This is a genomic window from Xanthomonas sp. NCPPB 4467 (genome assembly GCF_041475665.2).
In the GTDB taxonomy this organism is placed as follows: Bacteria; Pseudomonadota; Gammaproteobacteria; order Xanthomonadales; family Xanthomonadaceae; genus Xanthomonas; species Xanthomonas dyei.
Genome location: NZ_CM191260.1, coordinates 5,076,854 through 5,091,710 on the forward strand (window position 1 = coordinate 5,076,854; position 14,857 = coordinate 5,091,710).

Below are 14,857 nucleotides of genomic sequence, written 5' to 3' on the forward strand. Positions count from 1 at the left end.
GCAAGGGCCGTGCGAAAGGGGTGCGCTAGTATACCGGCCCACCCGCGGCGCTTTGCCGCGGGAGCATCGCGGCAGGGGAACCACCAGCATGGAACAGCGGCGCAACGCCGACCCGGACAGCGCAGCGACGATCCTGCCGCGCGGCCGGCTGATGTTCGACCCGGTGGCCGCCGCCCTGCTGTCGGACGGCATGGTGGTACCGCACGAACACGAACGCGTGCAGTTCTCCGCCGCCGGCGTACGCAACGCCAGCGAAGTGCATCCGCTGGTGCTGCTGGCCAACCTCAAGCTGCATGCCGCACAGGCGCCGGCCGGCGAGCTTGGCCTGGAGCGGCTCACCGAATGGCTGGCCACCCGCACCGGGCTGCGCTATCTGCGTATCGACCCCACCCGCATCGATGTCGCCGCCGTCACCGGCGTGGTCTCGCATGCCTACGCGCGCCGCCACCGCATCCTGCCGCTGGCACTGGATGCCGAGCGCGTGCTGATCGCCACCAGCGAGCCGCTGGCGCTGGAGTGGCTGGCCGACGTGCAGCACTTGAGCCGCCGCCGCATCGAGCTGGCGCTGATCAACCCGCTGGACCTGCATCGCTACACGATGGAGTTCTTCGGCGTGACCCAATCGGTGCGTGGCGCGCGTGGCGATGCGCGCAGTGCCGAGCCGGGAGCGGGCCTGCCCAGCTTCGAACAACTGGTGGAACTGGGCCGCGCCGGCGACGTCAATGCCGACGATCACCACATCGTGCATATCGTCGATTGGCTGCTGCAATACGCCTACGAGCAGCGGGCCAGCGACATCCATCTGGAGCCGCGCCGCGAAGCCGGGCGCATGCGCTTCCGCATCGACGGCGTGCTGCACAAGGTGCTGGAAGTACCGCCGTCGGTGATGACCGCGGTGGTCAGCCGCATCAAGGTGCTCGGCCGCATGGACCTGGCCGAGCGCCGCCGCCCGCAGGACGGCCGTATCAAGACCCGCTCGCCGGGTGGGCGCGAGGTGGAAATGCGCCTGTCCACGATGCCCACCGCGTTCGGCGAAAAGTGCGTGATGCGTATCTTCGACCCGGATTCGGCGTTCAAGAGCATCGAGCAACTGGGTTTCAGCCCCGAAGAAGCCGCCGGCTGGAGCGCGCTGGTCGAGCGCCCGCACGGCATCGTGCTGGTCACCGGCCCCACCGGTTCGGGCAAGACCACCACGCTGTATTCCACGCTCAAGCGCCTGGCCACGCCGGATGTGAATGTGTGCAGCGTGGAAGACCCGATCGAAATGATCGCGCCGGAATTCAACCAGATGCAGGTCCAGCAGAACATCGACCTGGATTTCGCCAGCGGCGTGCGCACGCTGCTGCGGCAGGACCCGGACATCATCATGATCGGCGAAATCCGCGACCTGGAAACCGCGCAGATGGCGGTGCAGGCCTCGCTCACCGGGCATCTGGTGCTGTCCACGCTGCACACCAACGATGCGGCGTCGGCGATCACCCGTTTGCTGGATCTGGGCGTGCCGCATTACCTGGTTGCCTCCACGCTCAACGGTGTGCTGGCACAGCGCCTGGTGCGCACGCTGTGCGTGCACTGCAAGCGCCCGCACACGCTCAGCGAGGACGACTGGGCGGCGATCCGCGAACCGGGCGAAGCGCTGCCGGAGACGCTCAATGTGCACGCCCCGGTCGGCTGCCTGGAATGCCGCCGCACCGGCTATCTGGGCCGCGTGGGCCTGTACGAATTGCTGCCGGTGAGCCCGCGTTTGCGCAGCCTGATCCGCGCCGACACCGATCTGGCCAGCTTCAGCCAGGCCGCCCGCGGCGACGGCCTGCGCACCCTGCGCCGCACCGGCCTGGAAAAGGTCGCCGCCGGGCTGACCACCATCGAAGAAGTGCTCTCGGTGCTGCCGCCGCGGGAATAGGCAAGTCCTCAGCCCTGCTGAGCACGCCGCTTGCGCGTTTTGCGGCCGGCACGCGCGGGCATGATCCGTAGGAAGGCCCTCGACGCCGCGAGGCATCGAGGGCGGGCAGGGAGTGGTGAAAAACGCTTTGGCGGAGAGCGAGGGATCTTGCCGATCCCTCAGCTTCGCTCCGGCACTTCAGTCGCTCGTCTCGTCGCCATCCATTGAAGCGGCCGCCAACGTGTTGTCGGTGAGCGCGTACGCCCAGAGGCATCCGGCTTCCACGCCGTTTTCGGACTGCGAGCCGCACGCGCCACGATGTTCCCGCAGCACTGGAACACCGCGCCCATGCGCTTGCGGTACAAGCTTCTGTCTGGCGCGCAGCGCGATCGTGTCAAGAATCGAAGCTCCCGAAGTTCAGGACCGTTGATGGAGCCTCATGTGCGACCACCCAGACTCTCGACACCGGCAGGCTTGCGTACGTTGGTCGTCATCTCGTGCATCGTCTTTTTGTGCCCTGCGATCTCCTGCGTCAGGCTCGCCTGCCTGACAGGGTCGGGTTGAGGTTTTTGCTTCTCCCTGTCAAGTCTGGTCTGTGCCAACTGCATCCGTTTGTACAGCACGTGCGTTTGCGCCTTGGCTTTGAAGCTCTCGGCAGTATGGAACTGCACTTCAAACGCATAGCCCTCGGCATCGGTGAAGCCGGCATTGATGCCCCTGTAGGTACCGTCTCCTGAGACAAAGTAGTTTTTCAGCGTTACACACCTCATCCCTTGCCGGTGCAGCGCGTCATTTGCGGCCAACACCTTCGCCACGAAATCTTCGGAAGGCAACTCAAGCGCATAACGCAGCGCATCGCCCACGCTCTGATTGGCCTGTTCTGCTGTCATGCCGGCTCGCAGATGGCGCCGAATCTTGTCCTTGATCGATACGACCGATTTCTGGAACGGGGCGTGTTGCACCTGCTCGATCCGGTCGTCTGCAGCGTTGTAGCGCACGTTCCCCCAAAGCTGCAGGCCGAGGTCCTCGGCCAGCGTGTCGAACACCGGCGTCAGCGCCTCGTGCTTGCTTGTTGCGATGTTGAACACGGTGTATGCAGGCGAGGTGTCTGCACTGACTGGATTGCGCCTGGAGTCGAGCGTCGGGGGGGTGCTTGCCAACGCCGGGACGGTCTCTTCGTGCCACTCGTCGATCTCCTCGCACTCTGGCGGCGACGCGACGCGATCGAATGCCTCCAGCGCAGGCGTCTGCAGCTTTCGCTGCTCGGCCCGCGAAGCGCCGCCAAGCGCCAACGCATGTGCGTGCTTGTAAAGATCGTGGAATTGCTCCTTGAGCCCGAAGGTCTCCGGCGTGTGGAACTGGATCTCCCACAGCGCACCTTCCGGGCTTCGCAGCGTGACATTGATTGCCTTGAAGGGTGCCAGGTGCCGGGTGAATTGATTGGTCAGCCTGATACGTGCATGCCCGCGATCGTCCAGTGCGGCCAGCACAGCGCGCAGACCGGCGGTAAAGTCCTGCGGTTCCAGGACCACGCTGTAGCGCAGCGCATCGTTGACGCCGGCTGCCGCTTCTTCCAGCGTCTGCTTTTTCAACGCCATCCGCTGCGTAAGCTTTTCCTTCAACGAGCCGAGCGACTTCAGTTGATGCTGTGTTCCGGCCAGTTGCCCACCATGGCGCTCGGCAACGCCCCGCAGCATGTCGGTGACCTGGGGTTCCATCCGGCGCGCACGCGTCAGCAAGGCCTGCGCCTCAGACGCAATGTCCTCTGGCTGGACGGCGCGCAGACGCGCCGCTGGCGGCTGCGGCGGGTCGATCAGGCGTGCCTGCTGGAGCGCGTGAAGCGCGTCTTCCATGACGCCAGCGGCCATCGACGGCATGCGCTGCAGAAGTCCCTTGGTCTGTTCGGGATCGAAGCGCCCCTCCTGCATTGCCCGGGCGGTCGCCTTGCTGTACGGCACGATGCGGACCCGCTCGGCGAATCCCCGTTCGGAGCGTTCGCACGCGTCCACGATCTTGCCGAACAGCGCCGTGCCGGTGTCGGACTTCAGCGCATCGGTGCCGACCTTGATCGCGATGGTGAACAGGTTGCGCATCGTCAGTTCCGGCTCGCCGGGGATGAACCCTGGTTGCCCGTCCGGGAACTGCGCGTGCGACAACCGGCACGCCGGATAGTTGTCAAGGATGGCGTGGATGCGTGCTTCTACATCGGACGCGGCGTCATAGGCCTTGGCAAGGCTTGGAAACGCCTCAGCCAGTGCGTCGGGCAGACGCGGCGCGGCGCTGATGGCAGCCGAGCCCGGCTCAAGCGCAAGCAGCTGCGTGTGCAGCAACTCGGCAGCTTCGCGCGCCTCGGGCAGGTGGGCACGTTCGATCGCCTCGCGCGCCTGGACGCGCAGCTGCGCCAAAACCAGGGGATCGCGGGCCTCCCCTTCGAGCAGCTCGCGCAAACCGGTGCGCAACTCGCGCTCGATGCCATCGTAGGTGCCGAACATCATGTTGCGTGCAAGCGCTTCGCGCAGGTCGTCCGGTTGCGCCATGAAGCGCGCGGCCAGGGTGGCGGCCGCAGAGGTGATTTGCTGACCGCGCTTGAGGGACATGATCTCCGACAGCCGTCCGGCCTGGTAGTGGCCGCTGACCGGGTCGATGGCCGGGGTTGCCGTCTTCGGCGGCTTGAAGGACTGTTGCCGACCGCGCCTGCGCTCGCGATCAACCATCACACGCGAAATCAGCGCGGCCAGCTTGGGATAGCCTGCGTAAACGAAGGCGTCGTCCCCGTCGGTGTCCATGTTGCGTTTGCGCAATTCGGCAATCGGCAGTGCGCCCAGACGCCCAGGCTCCACAATGTCCTTGAGCCGCAGGCTGCCGGTGCTGAGCATGTCGCGCGGCAAGGCACTACGGTCGCGGCCGTTCGTCCAGCGCGACAGCGTCTTCAGATCTTCCTTGGAGCAGACCAGGTCCGTGTCGGCAAAATCGACGGGCCAATTGTTCTCGGGAACGACGACCAGCATGCCCTTGCTGTGCAGCATCTGGGCATCAACGCCGGAGCAATCGTCGAACCCGGTGTAGCTGTATTGGATGCCGAAGGACTGCGAGAGGAACTCGGCGGTGGCGTCGCCCTTGGCCGCGGTCGCGACGCGGTCCTCCGGGACCGGCAGCAGATTCTCCTTGTCGTAGGGTGGCTTGCCGAGCAGCAAGGGGCCGCCTGCAGCGTCGAAGGCCTGGCTGCGCTGCCGCGGCAGATGCACGTTGTCGTCGGCGGAGGGCACCGCCCGGACCCTCTGGCCCTGGTAGCCGCCGCCGACGGCAAGCCTGTACAGCGCCAGGGCTTCACCCGCTACGGGCTGAAGCGCCTCGAGCTGGCGATGCATCGCCTCGTGCGCTTCTTCCAGCGCCGCCTCGTCGCGCGGGTAGTGCTGCAGCGCCTGCGCTGGCATCAGCGAAGGGCCCTTGTCCTTGGCAACCAGATCGCGCTGCTCTTGGCTGGCCTGGTTCGCCTGCACGGCGTGCCAAGCCTCGTAATGCTTGCGGAAGGCGGGGATGCGCAAGGCCACCTCCAATTTCAGAAAGCCGCAGCCATCGTTGGGGCACAACGCCAAGGCAGTTCCATCCGCTGCCAACGGCTTGAACGGATGCGCAGGTCCGTCGACGTCATCGAACATTCCCAGGCGCAGGGTGCCCTCCACGACATGGTCACTCGGTACCATCTCCAACAGTGATCGCTGCATGCGCGACCAGTCCTCGCGTTGCGGAGCGAGCTTGGCAGCCAGCTGCATCAGGCTGCTGCCCGGAGCGGTGTCGGAATAGCGGAACGCCGGCAGCATCGATGCCATCTCTGGTCCGCGAGACAGCACGAGGCTGCTGCTGCCCGATTTGCTGCGCGCGGCGCGGCTGCCGCCGAACATGTCGAAGCGCCAGGGCTCACCGTTGTAGTTGAACGTCCGCGCGAGCATGAATGTCGAAATCTCCCCGGGCAGCTGCACCTCCACCAGCGGCAGGCCGGTCAGACGCGCAAACAGCGAGTACGGCTTGTCCGCTTCGGTCTGGTTATTCGAGATTTCCCTACCCAGCAGATCGACCACGACATGCGTCGTGCTGCCGTGGCCGGTGGCCGGCACAACCGGCTGGCCAGGAACCGAGCACATACTCAGGCGCCCACTGTCCAGGTCAAAGCGGGTCGGTGGATGGGCCTGGGTAATCATCGGCGCTTCCTTCGCCATGCGCAGGTCCAGGGCGTCGAACGCCTGGTCGCCGGCTTCGATCTGCGCGATCAGGTTCCAGCTCATCTCGCCGAGGTCCGCCTCAATCGCCTTGCGGGTCCGCTCCAGCGTCAGATCCACCCAGTTCGCCAGTTGTTCGCGGCGCTCGCGTAGGTCGTTGCGCGAGCCTTCAACGTTGCGCGCTTTCCATTGCCGGCTCACCACCGCGTAGGCCTTAAGCACCTGGTAGAAGGTCAGCGCCGGGCAGCGCGTTGCGTGCTGTTCGATGTCGGCAGACGACCGCCCGCCACCGCCGCTCAGGTACAGGTCGATCTTGCGCGCGGCGATGGGTTGCAACGTGTTGAACAGGCGCAATGCCTGGCCCCGATGACGGGGGGCCAAGTCAGGACTGCGGATAAGCGGCAACAGTCCCATGCAGAGGCTGCCGATCCCCTCAAGGCTGGTCTGGCGTAATCCATCATCCCCGACCAGGCGCGACACCCGCGCCAGCGCTGGCTGTCCCAGCGGACGCATCTGGGCTTGAAGCCGCGCCGATGCGAGGGCCTTGAAGATCACCCCAATCTCCGTGGCCGAGGCAGACGCAAAACGATCGCGGTGCAGGTCCAGGTGCCCAGCCATGGACTGCAGCTTGGCGACACCCAAGGTCTGGAACTGCTCATCGTCCAGGTGCAGCAGGCGGGACATCGTGTTCGCCACCATGGAGATCCCACGCATCTCGAACTGCTGCCAGGGCAGATCGGCCGAGCCTGCGCGCTCGGCGAGCAGTCCCCCCGCCGATTGACACGCCGGCCTTGCGAAAGATCTGCTCATCGCATTGAGCGCCATGGCCACGTCTTGCGCTTCCAACAGGTGTCGCAGCTTGTGGTCCTCAGCCAGCCTCGCAGCCAACAGGTCGATGGCCGCCTCGCAGGCCGGCGCGTCGGGCCATTTGCTCAAGGCGTTGAGCGCAACGGCCACGCCTTGCGGGTCCAGGGCCTTGCGCAACGCGCCGTCGTCGGCCAGCCGTGCGGCCAGCGCGCTGGCGGCGGCCGCACACACCGTGTTGTCGGGCCATTTGCTCAGGGCATTGAGCGCTTGGGACATGTCGATGGGGTCCAGGGCCTTGCGCAACGCGCCGTCGTCGGCAAGCCGCTCGGCCAGCGCGCTGGCGGCGGCCGCACAGGCCGTGTTGTCGGGCCATTTGCACAAGGCGTTGAGCGCGGTGGCCACGCCTTTCGTACCGAGGTCGTTGCGCAAGCTGCTCTCGGCGGCCAGCCGCCCGGCCAGCGCGCTGGCGGTGGCCGCACAGACCGTGTTGTCGGGCCATTTGCTCAGGGCATTGAGCGCTCGGGTCACGTGGATGGGGTCCAGGGCCTTGCGCAATCCGGGATCGGCGGCCAGCCGCTCGGCCAGCGCACTGACAGCGGCCGCACAGACCGCGTTGTCGGGCCATTTGCTCAGCGCATTGAGCGCTTGGGTCACGTCGATGGGGTCCAGGTCCTTGCGCAACCCGGGATCGGCGGCCAGCCGCTCGGCCAGCGCACTGACAGCGGCCGCACAGACCGTGTTGTCGGGCCATTTGCTCAGGGCATTGAGCGCATTGCCCATTTCTTGCGGCTTGAGGTCCTTGCGCAAGTTGCTCTCGTCTGCCAGCCGTGCGGCCAGCGCGCTGGCGACGGCCGCAAAAACCGCGTTGTCGGGCCATTTGCTCAGGGCATTGAGCGCTTGGGTCACGTGGTTGGGGTCCAGGGCCTTGCGCAACCCGGGATCGGCGGCCAGCCGCTCGGCCAGCGCACTGACAGCGGCCGCACAGTCCGTGTTGTCGGGCCATTTGCTCAGGGCGTTGAACGCGGTGGCCACGCCTTGCGCATTGAGGTCGTTGCGCAAGTTGCGCTCGTCTGCCAGCCGTGCAGCCAGCGCGCTGGCGGCGGCCGCACAGTCCGTGTTGTCGGACCATTTGCTCAGGGCATTGAGCGCATTGCCCACTTCCTGCGGCTTGAGGTCATTGCGCAATTTGCTTTCGTCGGCCAGCCGTGCGGCCAGCGCGCTGGCGGCGGCCGCACACACCGCGTTGTCGGGCCATTTGCTCAGGGCATTGAGCACATTGGCCACGCCTTGCGGGTCGAGGGCCTTGCGCAATTTGCTCTCGGTGGCCAGCCGTGCGGCCAGCGCGTTGGCGGCATTCTTGCAGTCCGGCATGTCGGGCCATTTGCTCAGGGCGTTGAGCCCATTGGGCACGCCTTGCGCATTGAGGTCGTTGCGCAACCTACTCTCGCTCTCGTCAGCCAGCCGCTCGGCCAGCGCACTGACAGCGTCCGCACAGGCCGTATTGTCGGGCCATTTGCTCAGGGCATTGAGCGCTTGGGATACGTCGATGGGGTCCAGGGCCTTGCGCAACGCGCCGTCGTCGGCGAGCCGCTCGGCCAGCGCACTCACAGCGGCCGCACCGTCCGTATTGTCGGGCCACTTGCTCAGGGCATTGAGCGCATTGCCCACGTGTTTGGGCTTGAGGTCCTTGCGCAACTTGCTTTCGTCGGCCAGCCGTGCGGCCAGCGCGCTGGCGGCGGCCGCACCCACCGCGTTGTCGGGCCATTTGCTCAGGGCATTGAGCACATTGGCAACGCCTTGCGCATTGAGGTCGTCGCGCAATCTGCTCTCGGCGGCCAGCCGTGTCGCCAGCGCGTTGGCGGCATTCTTGCAGTCCGGCGTGTCAGGCCATTTGCTCAGGGCGTTGAGCGTATTGGCCACTTCTTGCGGCTTGAGGTCGTTGCGCAACCTACTCTCGTCAGCCAGCCGCTCGGCCAGCGCACTGACAGCGTCCGCACAGAACGCGTTGTCGGGCCATTTGCTCAGGGCATTGAGCGCATTGGCCACGCCTTGCCGGTCCAGGGACTCGCATAATTTGCCCTCATCGGCCAGCCGCTCGGCCAGCGCACTGACAGCGTCCGCACAGTCCGTGTTATCGGGCCATTTGCTCAGGGCATTGAGCGCATTGCCCACTTCTTGCGGCTTGAGGTCCTTGCGCAATTTGCCGTCGTCGGCCAGCCGCCCGGCCAGCGCGCTGGCGGCGGCCGCGCAGGCCGTGTTGTCGGGCCATTTGCACAGGGCGTTGAGCGTATTGGCCACGCTCTGCGCATCCATTGCAGAGCGCAGGCGTTTGTCGCTGGCGACAAGCGCGGCGAGCCGGTGCGCCGTGGCCTGGCAATCCGGATGATCGAACCACTTGCTGAAGGTGTTGAGTGCCAGGCTAATTTCCCACGCGTTCAAAGACTGCCGGACTCGGTCGTCACGCAGCAGGTGACGTGCCAAGCGAGCCACCGCGCGTTCACACCTGCCGCTGTCGATATTCTTTGCGAAGGCGTTCAGGAGAAGCGCCGACAGGTAGCCACTCAGCCCCACCAGATCATCGGCCTGATTGAGCTGTCCGGCGATCCACCCGATTGCATCCATGCACGCTGGCTGGTTCGGGTGCTTGCTCAGCTTGTTGCTCACATGCGCCAGCTGCGCCAGCGATGCACCGTTGAACCACTCGGTCTCGCAGAGATACTGCGCCGCGAGCTTGGTGCAACGATCGAGATCACGGAGCATGGCGCCGCCCCCCCTGGCGTGCCGTGCCTGGGCAATCATCTGAAGATATTTATCTAGCCGCTGCGCGTTGATTTGCGGGGCGATCTCCGCTTCCAGGAACGGCAAAGCCATGCCGTCACGCATGTGACGTGCCAGCGCGTTGTCATCTGCCATGGACACGCACAGGCCAGCGTTGTGGTTCCGAGCGATTCCCCTGGACTCACTCAACTGTCGCCGCTGCTGCTGTCGCTGCACCTGCAGCTGTTTTTTTGCCGCCGAGTCCAGCTGATTTTCGGCCATGCGAAGGTCTGCCGTCGTCAACCTCGCGCCATGGATGGGCCGCTTTGGCTGCCGATAGGGTTCTTGCTCTTCGCGCGGTCGTTTTCCTGCGATCCGGTCGGACTGCTGATCGGTCGATCGAAGATTGACCCTCGCCTCCAAACCATCATGCGTTGGTCGTTGTGGCCTGCGATGCGACGAGGCGACGCTGACGTCGGCGGGCACTCTGTCCAGGCGCCGATCGGGTGCGATACCGTGCTGGTCGGTGGGGTCATCGGGCCAGTGTGAGCGGGCGACCGATTGCCCAAGGCGCCGGTCCCATGCACCTTCGCTAGCTCCGGTTCGCTCATTCACAGGCAAGGGCTTCCTGTCTGGCATCGACGCCCCAGGTTCATCCGACTCTACCCGTCGCCGTTTGCTAGGCGGCCGTCCAAGTGGTGAATGGTTGCCCCTGGTACTGGCTGTTGCCTGATCCTCCGCTGGCCCGGGCCGTTCCTCATGAGCGGAAGACAAGGGTGTGCGGAACGCATTTGGGTTGGTGGCATAGGTTTTCATGCCCGAAATTTAGTCAATCCGGCCGCAAGCGGCTTCGTCAATACGAAGCCTCGACGACGTGTGCGACGCCGGCTGCGAGTTGGGCCAATGGCCCCCAATGCATTGCATGGATTGAACGTCTGGGATGCAGCACGCCGGCACGGCTGGGTACTCTGCGGCCGTCAGGGACAGTGTTTGAGGGTTAGGCACACCTCGATGCTTTTTACGCGAATCCTGCAGAACCTTGTATCGACCTGACCACAGCGACGGCGCAAACGCCCTGTCAGTCCAGTCGCGCGCTTTTCTGCCGATAAACAGGGCGTGCCACAGTCATCGGCGACCACCGTCACCATCACCTCCATCTAGCCGCAAGGGAATCAGGACATGTCATTCGGCAATGACCCGCGGCGCGCGCATTTGGGTGCCGCTTGAAAAAAACGCGCCACTGCCGCCTACAATCGGGGGCATCTGTCGTGTCCGGGTTGTCGCGCATGTCCGTTTTGCCGTTCCTGATCATCGAAACCGGTCACCCCGTGCCGGAGATGAAGCGATACGGCCGCTTTCCGCACTGGATCCGCGTGGCGGCCGGGCTGGCCGAACACGAAACCGTGGTGATCGATGTCGCCAATGGCGACGACCTGCCGGACCGCGGCCGCTTTGCCGGCATCATCATCAGCGGCTCGGCCGCCTTCGTCACCGACCGTGCCGACTGGAGCGAGCGCAGTGCCCAATGGCTGCGCGACGCCGCCCATGACGGCAAGCCGTTGCTGGGCATCTGCTACGGCCATCAGCTGCTGGCCCACGCGCTGGGCGGCGAAGTCGACTACAACCCGGCCGGCCGCGAGTCCGGCACCATCGCGCTGGAGCTGCACCCGCCGGCCGAACAGGACCCATTGTTTGCAGGCCTTCCGGCCAAGTTTCCGGCCCATGCCACCCACCTGCAGACGGTGGTGCGCGCGCCGGACGGTGCCATCGTGCTGGCGCATTCGCGTCAGGACCGCTGCCACGCCTTTCGCTGGGGCCGCGCCACCTGGGGCGTGCAGTTCCACCCGGAGTTCGCCACCCACCATATGCGCGGCTACGTGCGCGCACGTGCCGAATGCATTGCCCGCCACGGCCACTGCGCCCGCACGGTCGCCCGCGAGGTTACCGCCGCCCCGGTCGCCCGCAAGCTGCTGCGCCGGTTCGTGCATCACGCACGCGGCCTGCAAACAGTGAACGCCCATCCCGCCGCGCACACGCAAAAGCAGCGATAATCGCGTTACGCCGGATGGTCCGGTGCGTATCGATCCGGAATGGGAATGAGCGAAATTCGCAAGGTGCCGGCATCTGCCGGCGCAGAATGGCTGTTGACCGGTTTCTCGCTGTTGAAGCGGGCGCCGCTGGCGCTTGGCTCGCTGGGGGTGATCTGGAGCGTGGCCGCCTCGCTGGTGGTGTCGCTGTCGGTGCTGGTGCCGCTGCTGGGCCCGGCGCTGCAGTTCCTGCTGGTGCTGGCCGGCCCGTTGTTCATGGGCGGCATGCTGTGGGCGATCCGTGAGGTCGACGAGGGCCGCATCGCCAAGCCATCGCACCTGCTGCACGGCCTGCAGGACGGCCGCGCGCCGCACCTGCTGGTGTCGCTGCTGCCGCAGCTGATCGCCGGCCTGCTGCTGGGCGTGCTGCTGCTGGCGATGATCGGCGCCAACGGGTTGCAGCAGTTGTCCGAGGTGATGCTCAAGATCAACCAGATCAGCCAGTCCGGCGCGCAGCCGGACCCGGTGCAGATCGAGCAACTTGCCGCCAGCCTGCCGGCCGGGCGCATCCTGCTGTGGCTGCTGCTGACCATCGCCACGTTTGCGGCGATGACGCTGGCGCTGTTTGTGATGCCGCCGCAGGTGATGTTCGACCGCAGTACCGGCGGTCATGCGCTGCGCGAAAGCCTGCGCGCCAGCCTGCACAACCTGCCGGCGATGCTGGTGTTCTTCGTGCTGGCCTTCATCGTCATTTTCGCGATCTATTTCGCGGTGATGATCGTCGCGCTGATCGTCGGCCTGGTGGCCGGGCAAACCGTGGCGATGTGGCTGGCGCAGCTGCTGCTGATGGCGGTGCTGATGCCGGTCTTCGCCGGCTCGGTCTACGCCGCGTGGAAGCAGATGTTCACACACGAAGGCGCCACCGCACAGCCCACCCCGCCCTCGCGGCCGGACGTGTTTGCCGCCTGATCCCGCAAACCCGTAGGAGCGCACCTGGGCGCGATGAAGCTTTCCCGGTAACGCCCGTCGCGCCCGGGTGCGCTCCTACGATGTTCGATCGGTCTGCGCAGTGTCGGTCCACCTGATCGAGCCCACGCCGCCCTCGCGTCCAGATGTGTTGCCGCCCGATCCCGCAGAACCGTAGGAGCGCACCCGGGCGCGACGAGGCCTTCCCGGTAATGCCCTTCGCGCCCGGGTGCGCTCCTACGATGTTCGATCGGTCAGTCCGTCTGGTCGAGCTCCACGCGAACGACCGCAATGCAGTCGGGTATCTCGCCGAACGGCAATGCATGCGCAGCAAATACGTTCTCGTAAACGGTCACCTCTGCACCGGAGCGCGTTGCGCGCAGGTGTCCCACGCCGCTGAAGGACGTATTGGCGTTCTCTCTCAAGGCAGCATGACGGCCGTGGTAGAAACTACTCGCAGCCTTTCCGGATGTATCGATACGGACTGTCAGCTCGCCATACATGGCGCTCAGGAAGTCGTGTTGTTCGGTGCCGAACAACTGGAACGGATCGACGGTGTTGTGAATCAGCAACACGGTCGGCATACCGGCACTGGCAGCCACACGCAGCTGAGCCCGCGCCTCGGAAATCTTCTGGCGCACGTGCCAACCGATCGTCCTGGACCATGCGCCATCCGGATCGATTCCGCGCGTACTTTCAATCTGCTTGATCTCTACAGCTACCACCGCGCTGCCAAGCCACACGTGATAATCGGGCGTGCGGGTGGATGTCTCGGCGATCCGCTGACAGTCCAGCCGATGGTGCGCGCAGAAGGTTTCGAACAACTGCTCTGATACGGTTCTCTGCATTCCCAAACCAGCCCGGGGACTTTGCGCAGACTAAGCGCTCTTCGGCACCACAGCGCGCGAGGCGATGATGCCCAGCTCGTAAAGCAGGCACATGGGGATGGCCAGCATCAGCTGCGAGACAACGTCCGGCGGGGTGAGTACGGCGGCCAGGATGAAGATGCCGACGATGGCGTAGCCGCGGCCGTCGCTGAGCTGTTTGGGGCTGACCCAGCCCATCAGTACCAGGATCACCAGCGCCACCGGCAACTCGAAACTGGCGCCGAAGGCGAAGAAGATCGCCAGCACGAAGTCCAGGTACGAATTGGCGTCGGGAGTAATTGCGATGATGTCCGGCTTGAATGTGGTCAGGAAGTGGAACACCGCCGGCAACACCAGGAAGTAGGCGAACGCGCAGCCGATGTAGAACAGCGCCACCGCTGAGGCCAGCAACGGAAATGCCAGTTTCTTCTCGCGCTGATACAAGCCCGGGGCCACGAACGCCCAGGCCTGATACAGCAGCCACGGCACGCTGAAAAACACCGCCACGAAGAAGGTGAGCTTGAGCGGGGCGAAGAACGCGCCGGCCGGATTGACCGCAACGATGGTCTGCCCCAGCGGCAGCTGCGAGACCAGCGGTGCGGCCAGCCAGGAATAGATCGCGCGCGAGAACGGCAGCAGCGCCAGCAACACCACGCCCAGACCGATCAGTGCGCGCACCAGACGGGCGCGTAATTCGACCAGATGCTCGATCAGACTGCTTTCGGCCTGTGCGTCGTCGAACAGGCTCAAGGCGCCTTCTCCTGGGTGCTGCTAGTTGCGGTCGTTGGTGCGGTCGCGCCCTGCGCGTTCACCGACGTGGAGGCCAGGCTGTCGTGCGGAGCCGGCACCAGCGTCTGCCGGGGCGCCGGCGCAATCGGCTGCGCCTGGGCGATGACCGGGGACGGCCCCGGCACATGTGTATGCGGTTGCACGCTGCCCGGCGCCAGCACCACCGGCGCATCGGCGGGCAGCTCCAGCGGTGCGGCCACCGGAGTGGCGCTGGTGCGGATGTCGATATCGCGGCCGAGCTCGTCGCGCAGGCCGCGTGCCTGCTCATGCAGCCCGCGCGCACCGTCTTCGACCTGCTGCTGGGTGTTGCGCAATTGCCCTTCGGCTTCGCGCAGCGAGGCCTGCACGTCCTGCAGGCTGCGCTTGAGTTCGTCGGCTTCCAGCTCGCGCTCGAGCTCCTGCTTGACCGAATCCCACTGCATGCGCGCACGGCGCACCCACAGTCCAGCGAAACGCGCCGCCTTGGGCAGCCGCTCGGGACCTAGCACCACCAGGGCGACAATCGCAATGAGCGTCAGTTCGCCAACACCTATGTCAAACACCGAC

Annotated in this window: 7 protein-coding genes; 3 read left to right on the forward strand and 4 right to left on the reverse strand. The window is 65.6% G+C overall.

Annotated features, from left to right (window positions below):
* Positions 1-88 precede the first annotated feature (88 nt).
* The gene (locus ACCQ06_RS22280) at positions 89-1,903 is read left to right on the forward strand and encodes a GspE/PulE family protein (RefSeq protein ID WP_316689490.1); all 1,815 of its coding nucleotides are present in this window, start codon (positions 89-91) and stop codon (positions 1,901-1,903) included.
* Positions 1,904-2,319: 416 nt separating this feature from the next.
* Here ACCQ06_RS22280 and xopAD read toward each other — a convergent pair whose 3' ends face one another.
* Positions 2,320-10,479, reverse strand: a complete 8,160-nt coding sequence (gene xopAD / locus ACCQ06_RS22285; protein WP_316689492.1) for a XopAD/skwp family type III secretion system effector — start codon at positions 10,477-10,479, stop codon at positions 2,320-2,322.
* 470 nt (positions 10,480-10,949) lie between these two features.
* Between xopAD and ACCQ06_RS22290 the strand changes: the two genes are divergently transcribed.
* Both ACCQ06_RS22290 and ACCQ06_RS22295 read left to right on the forward strand, forming a co-directional pair.
* Entirely contained in the window at positions 10,950-11,714 is a 765-nt protein-coding gene (locus tag ACCQ06_RS22290) for a glutamine amidotransferase (RefSeq protein ID WP_316689494.1), read from the forward strand.
* Between the two features lie 45 nt (positions 11,715-11,759).
* Positions 11,760-12,659, forward strand: a complete 900-nt coding sequence (locus ACCQ06_RS22295; RefSeq protein ID WP_055846683.1) for a BPSS1780 family membrane protein — start codon at positions 11,760-11,762, stop codon at positions 12,657-12,659.
* A gap of 251 nt (positions 12,660-12,910) precedes the next feature.
* Here ACCQ06_RS22295 and ACCQ06_RS22300 read toward each other — a convergent pair whose 3' ends face one another.
* Genes ACCQ06_RS22300 through tatB form a run of 3 tightly spaced genes read right to left on the reverse strand, consistent with a single transcriptional unit; the run spans position 12,911 to position 14,853 of the window.
* Positions 12,911-13,480: a hypothetical protein gene (locus ACCQ06_RS22300; protein WP_228323694.1), complete on the reverse strand. Its 570-nt coding sequence runs from the start codon at positions 13,478-13,480 to the stop codon at positions 12,911-12,913.
* A gap of 54 nt (positions 13,481-13,534) precedes the next feature.
* Positions 13,535-14,272, reverse strand: a complete 738-nt coding sequence (tatC, locus tag ACCQ06_RS22305) for a twin-arginine translocase subunit TatC (RefSeq protein WP_104615186.1) — start codon at positions 14,270-14,272, stop codon at positions 13,535-13,537.
* Positions 14,269-14,853 carry a Sec-independent protein translocase protein TatB gene (tatB, locus tag ACCQ06_RS22310; RefSeq protein ID WP_316689500.1) on the reverse strand — a complete coding sequence of 195 codons (585 nt, stop codon included), beginning with the start codon at positions 14,851-14,853 and terminating at the stop codon, positions 14,269-14,271. The genes tatC and tatB overlap by 4 nt, the downstream gene beginning before the upstream one ends.
* Positions 14,854-14,857: the final 4 nt, after the last annotated feature.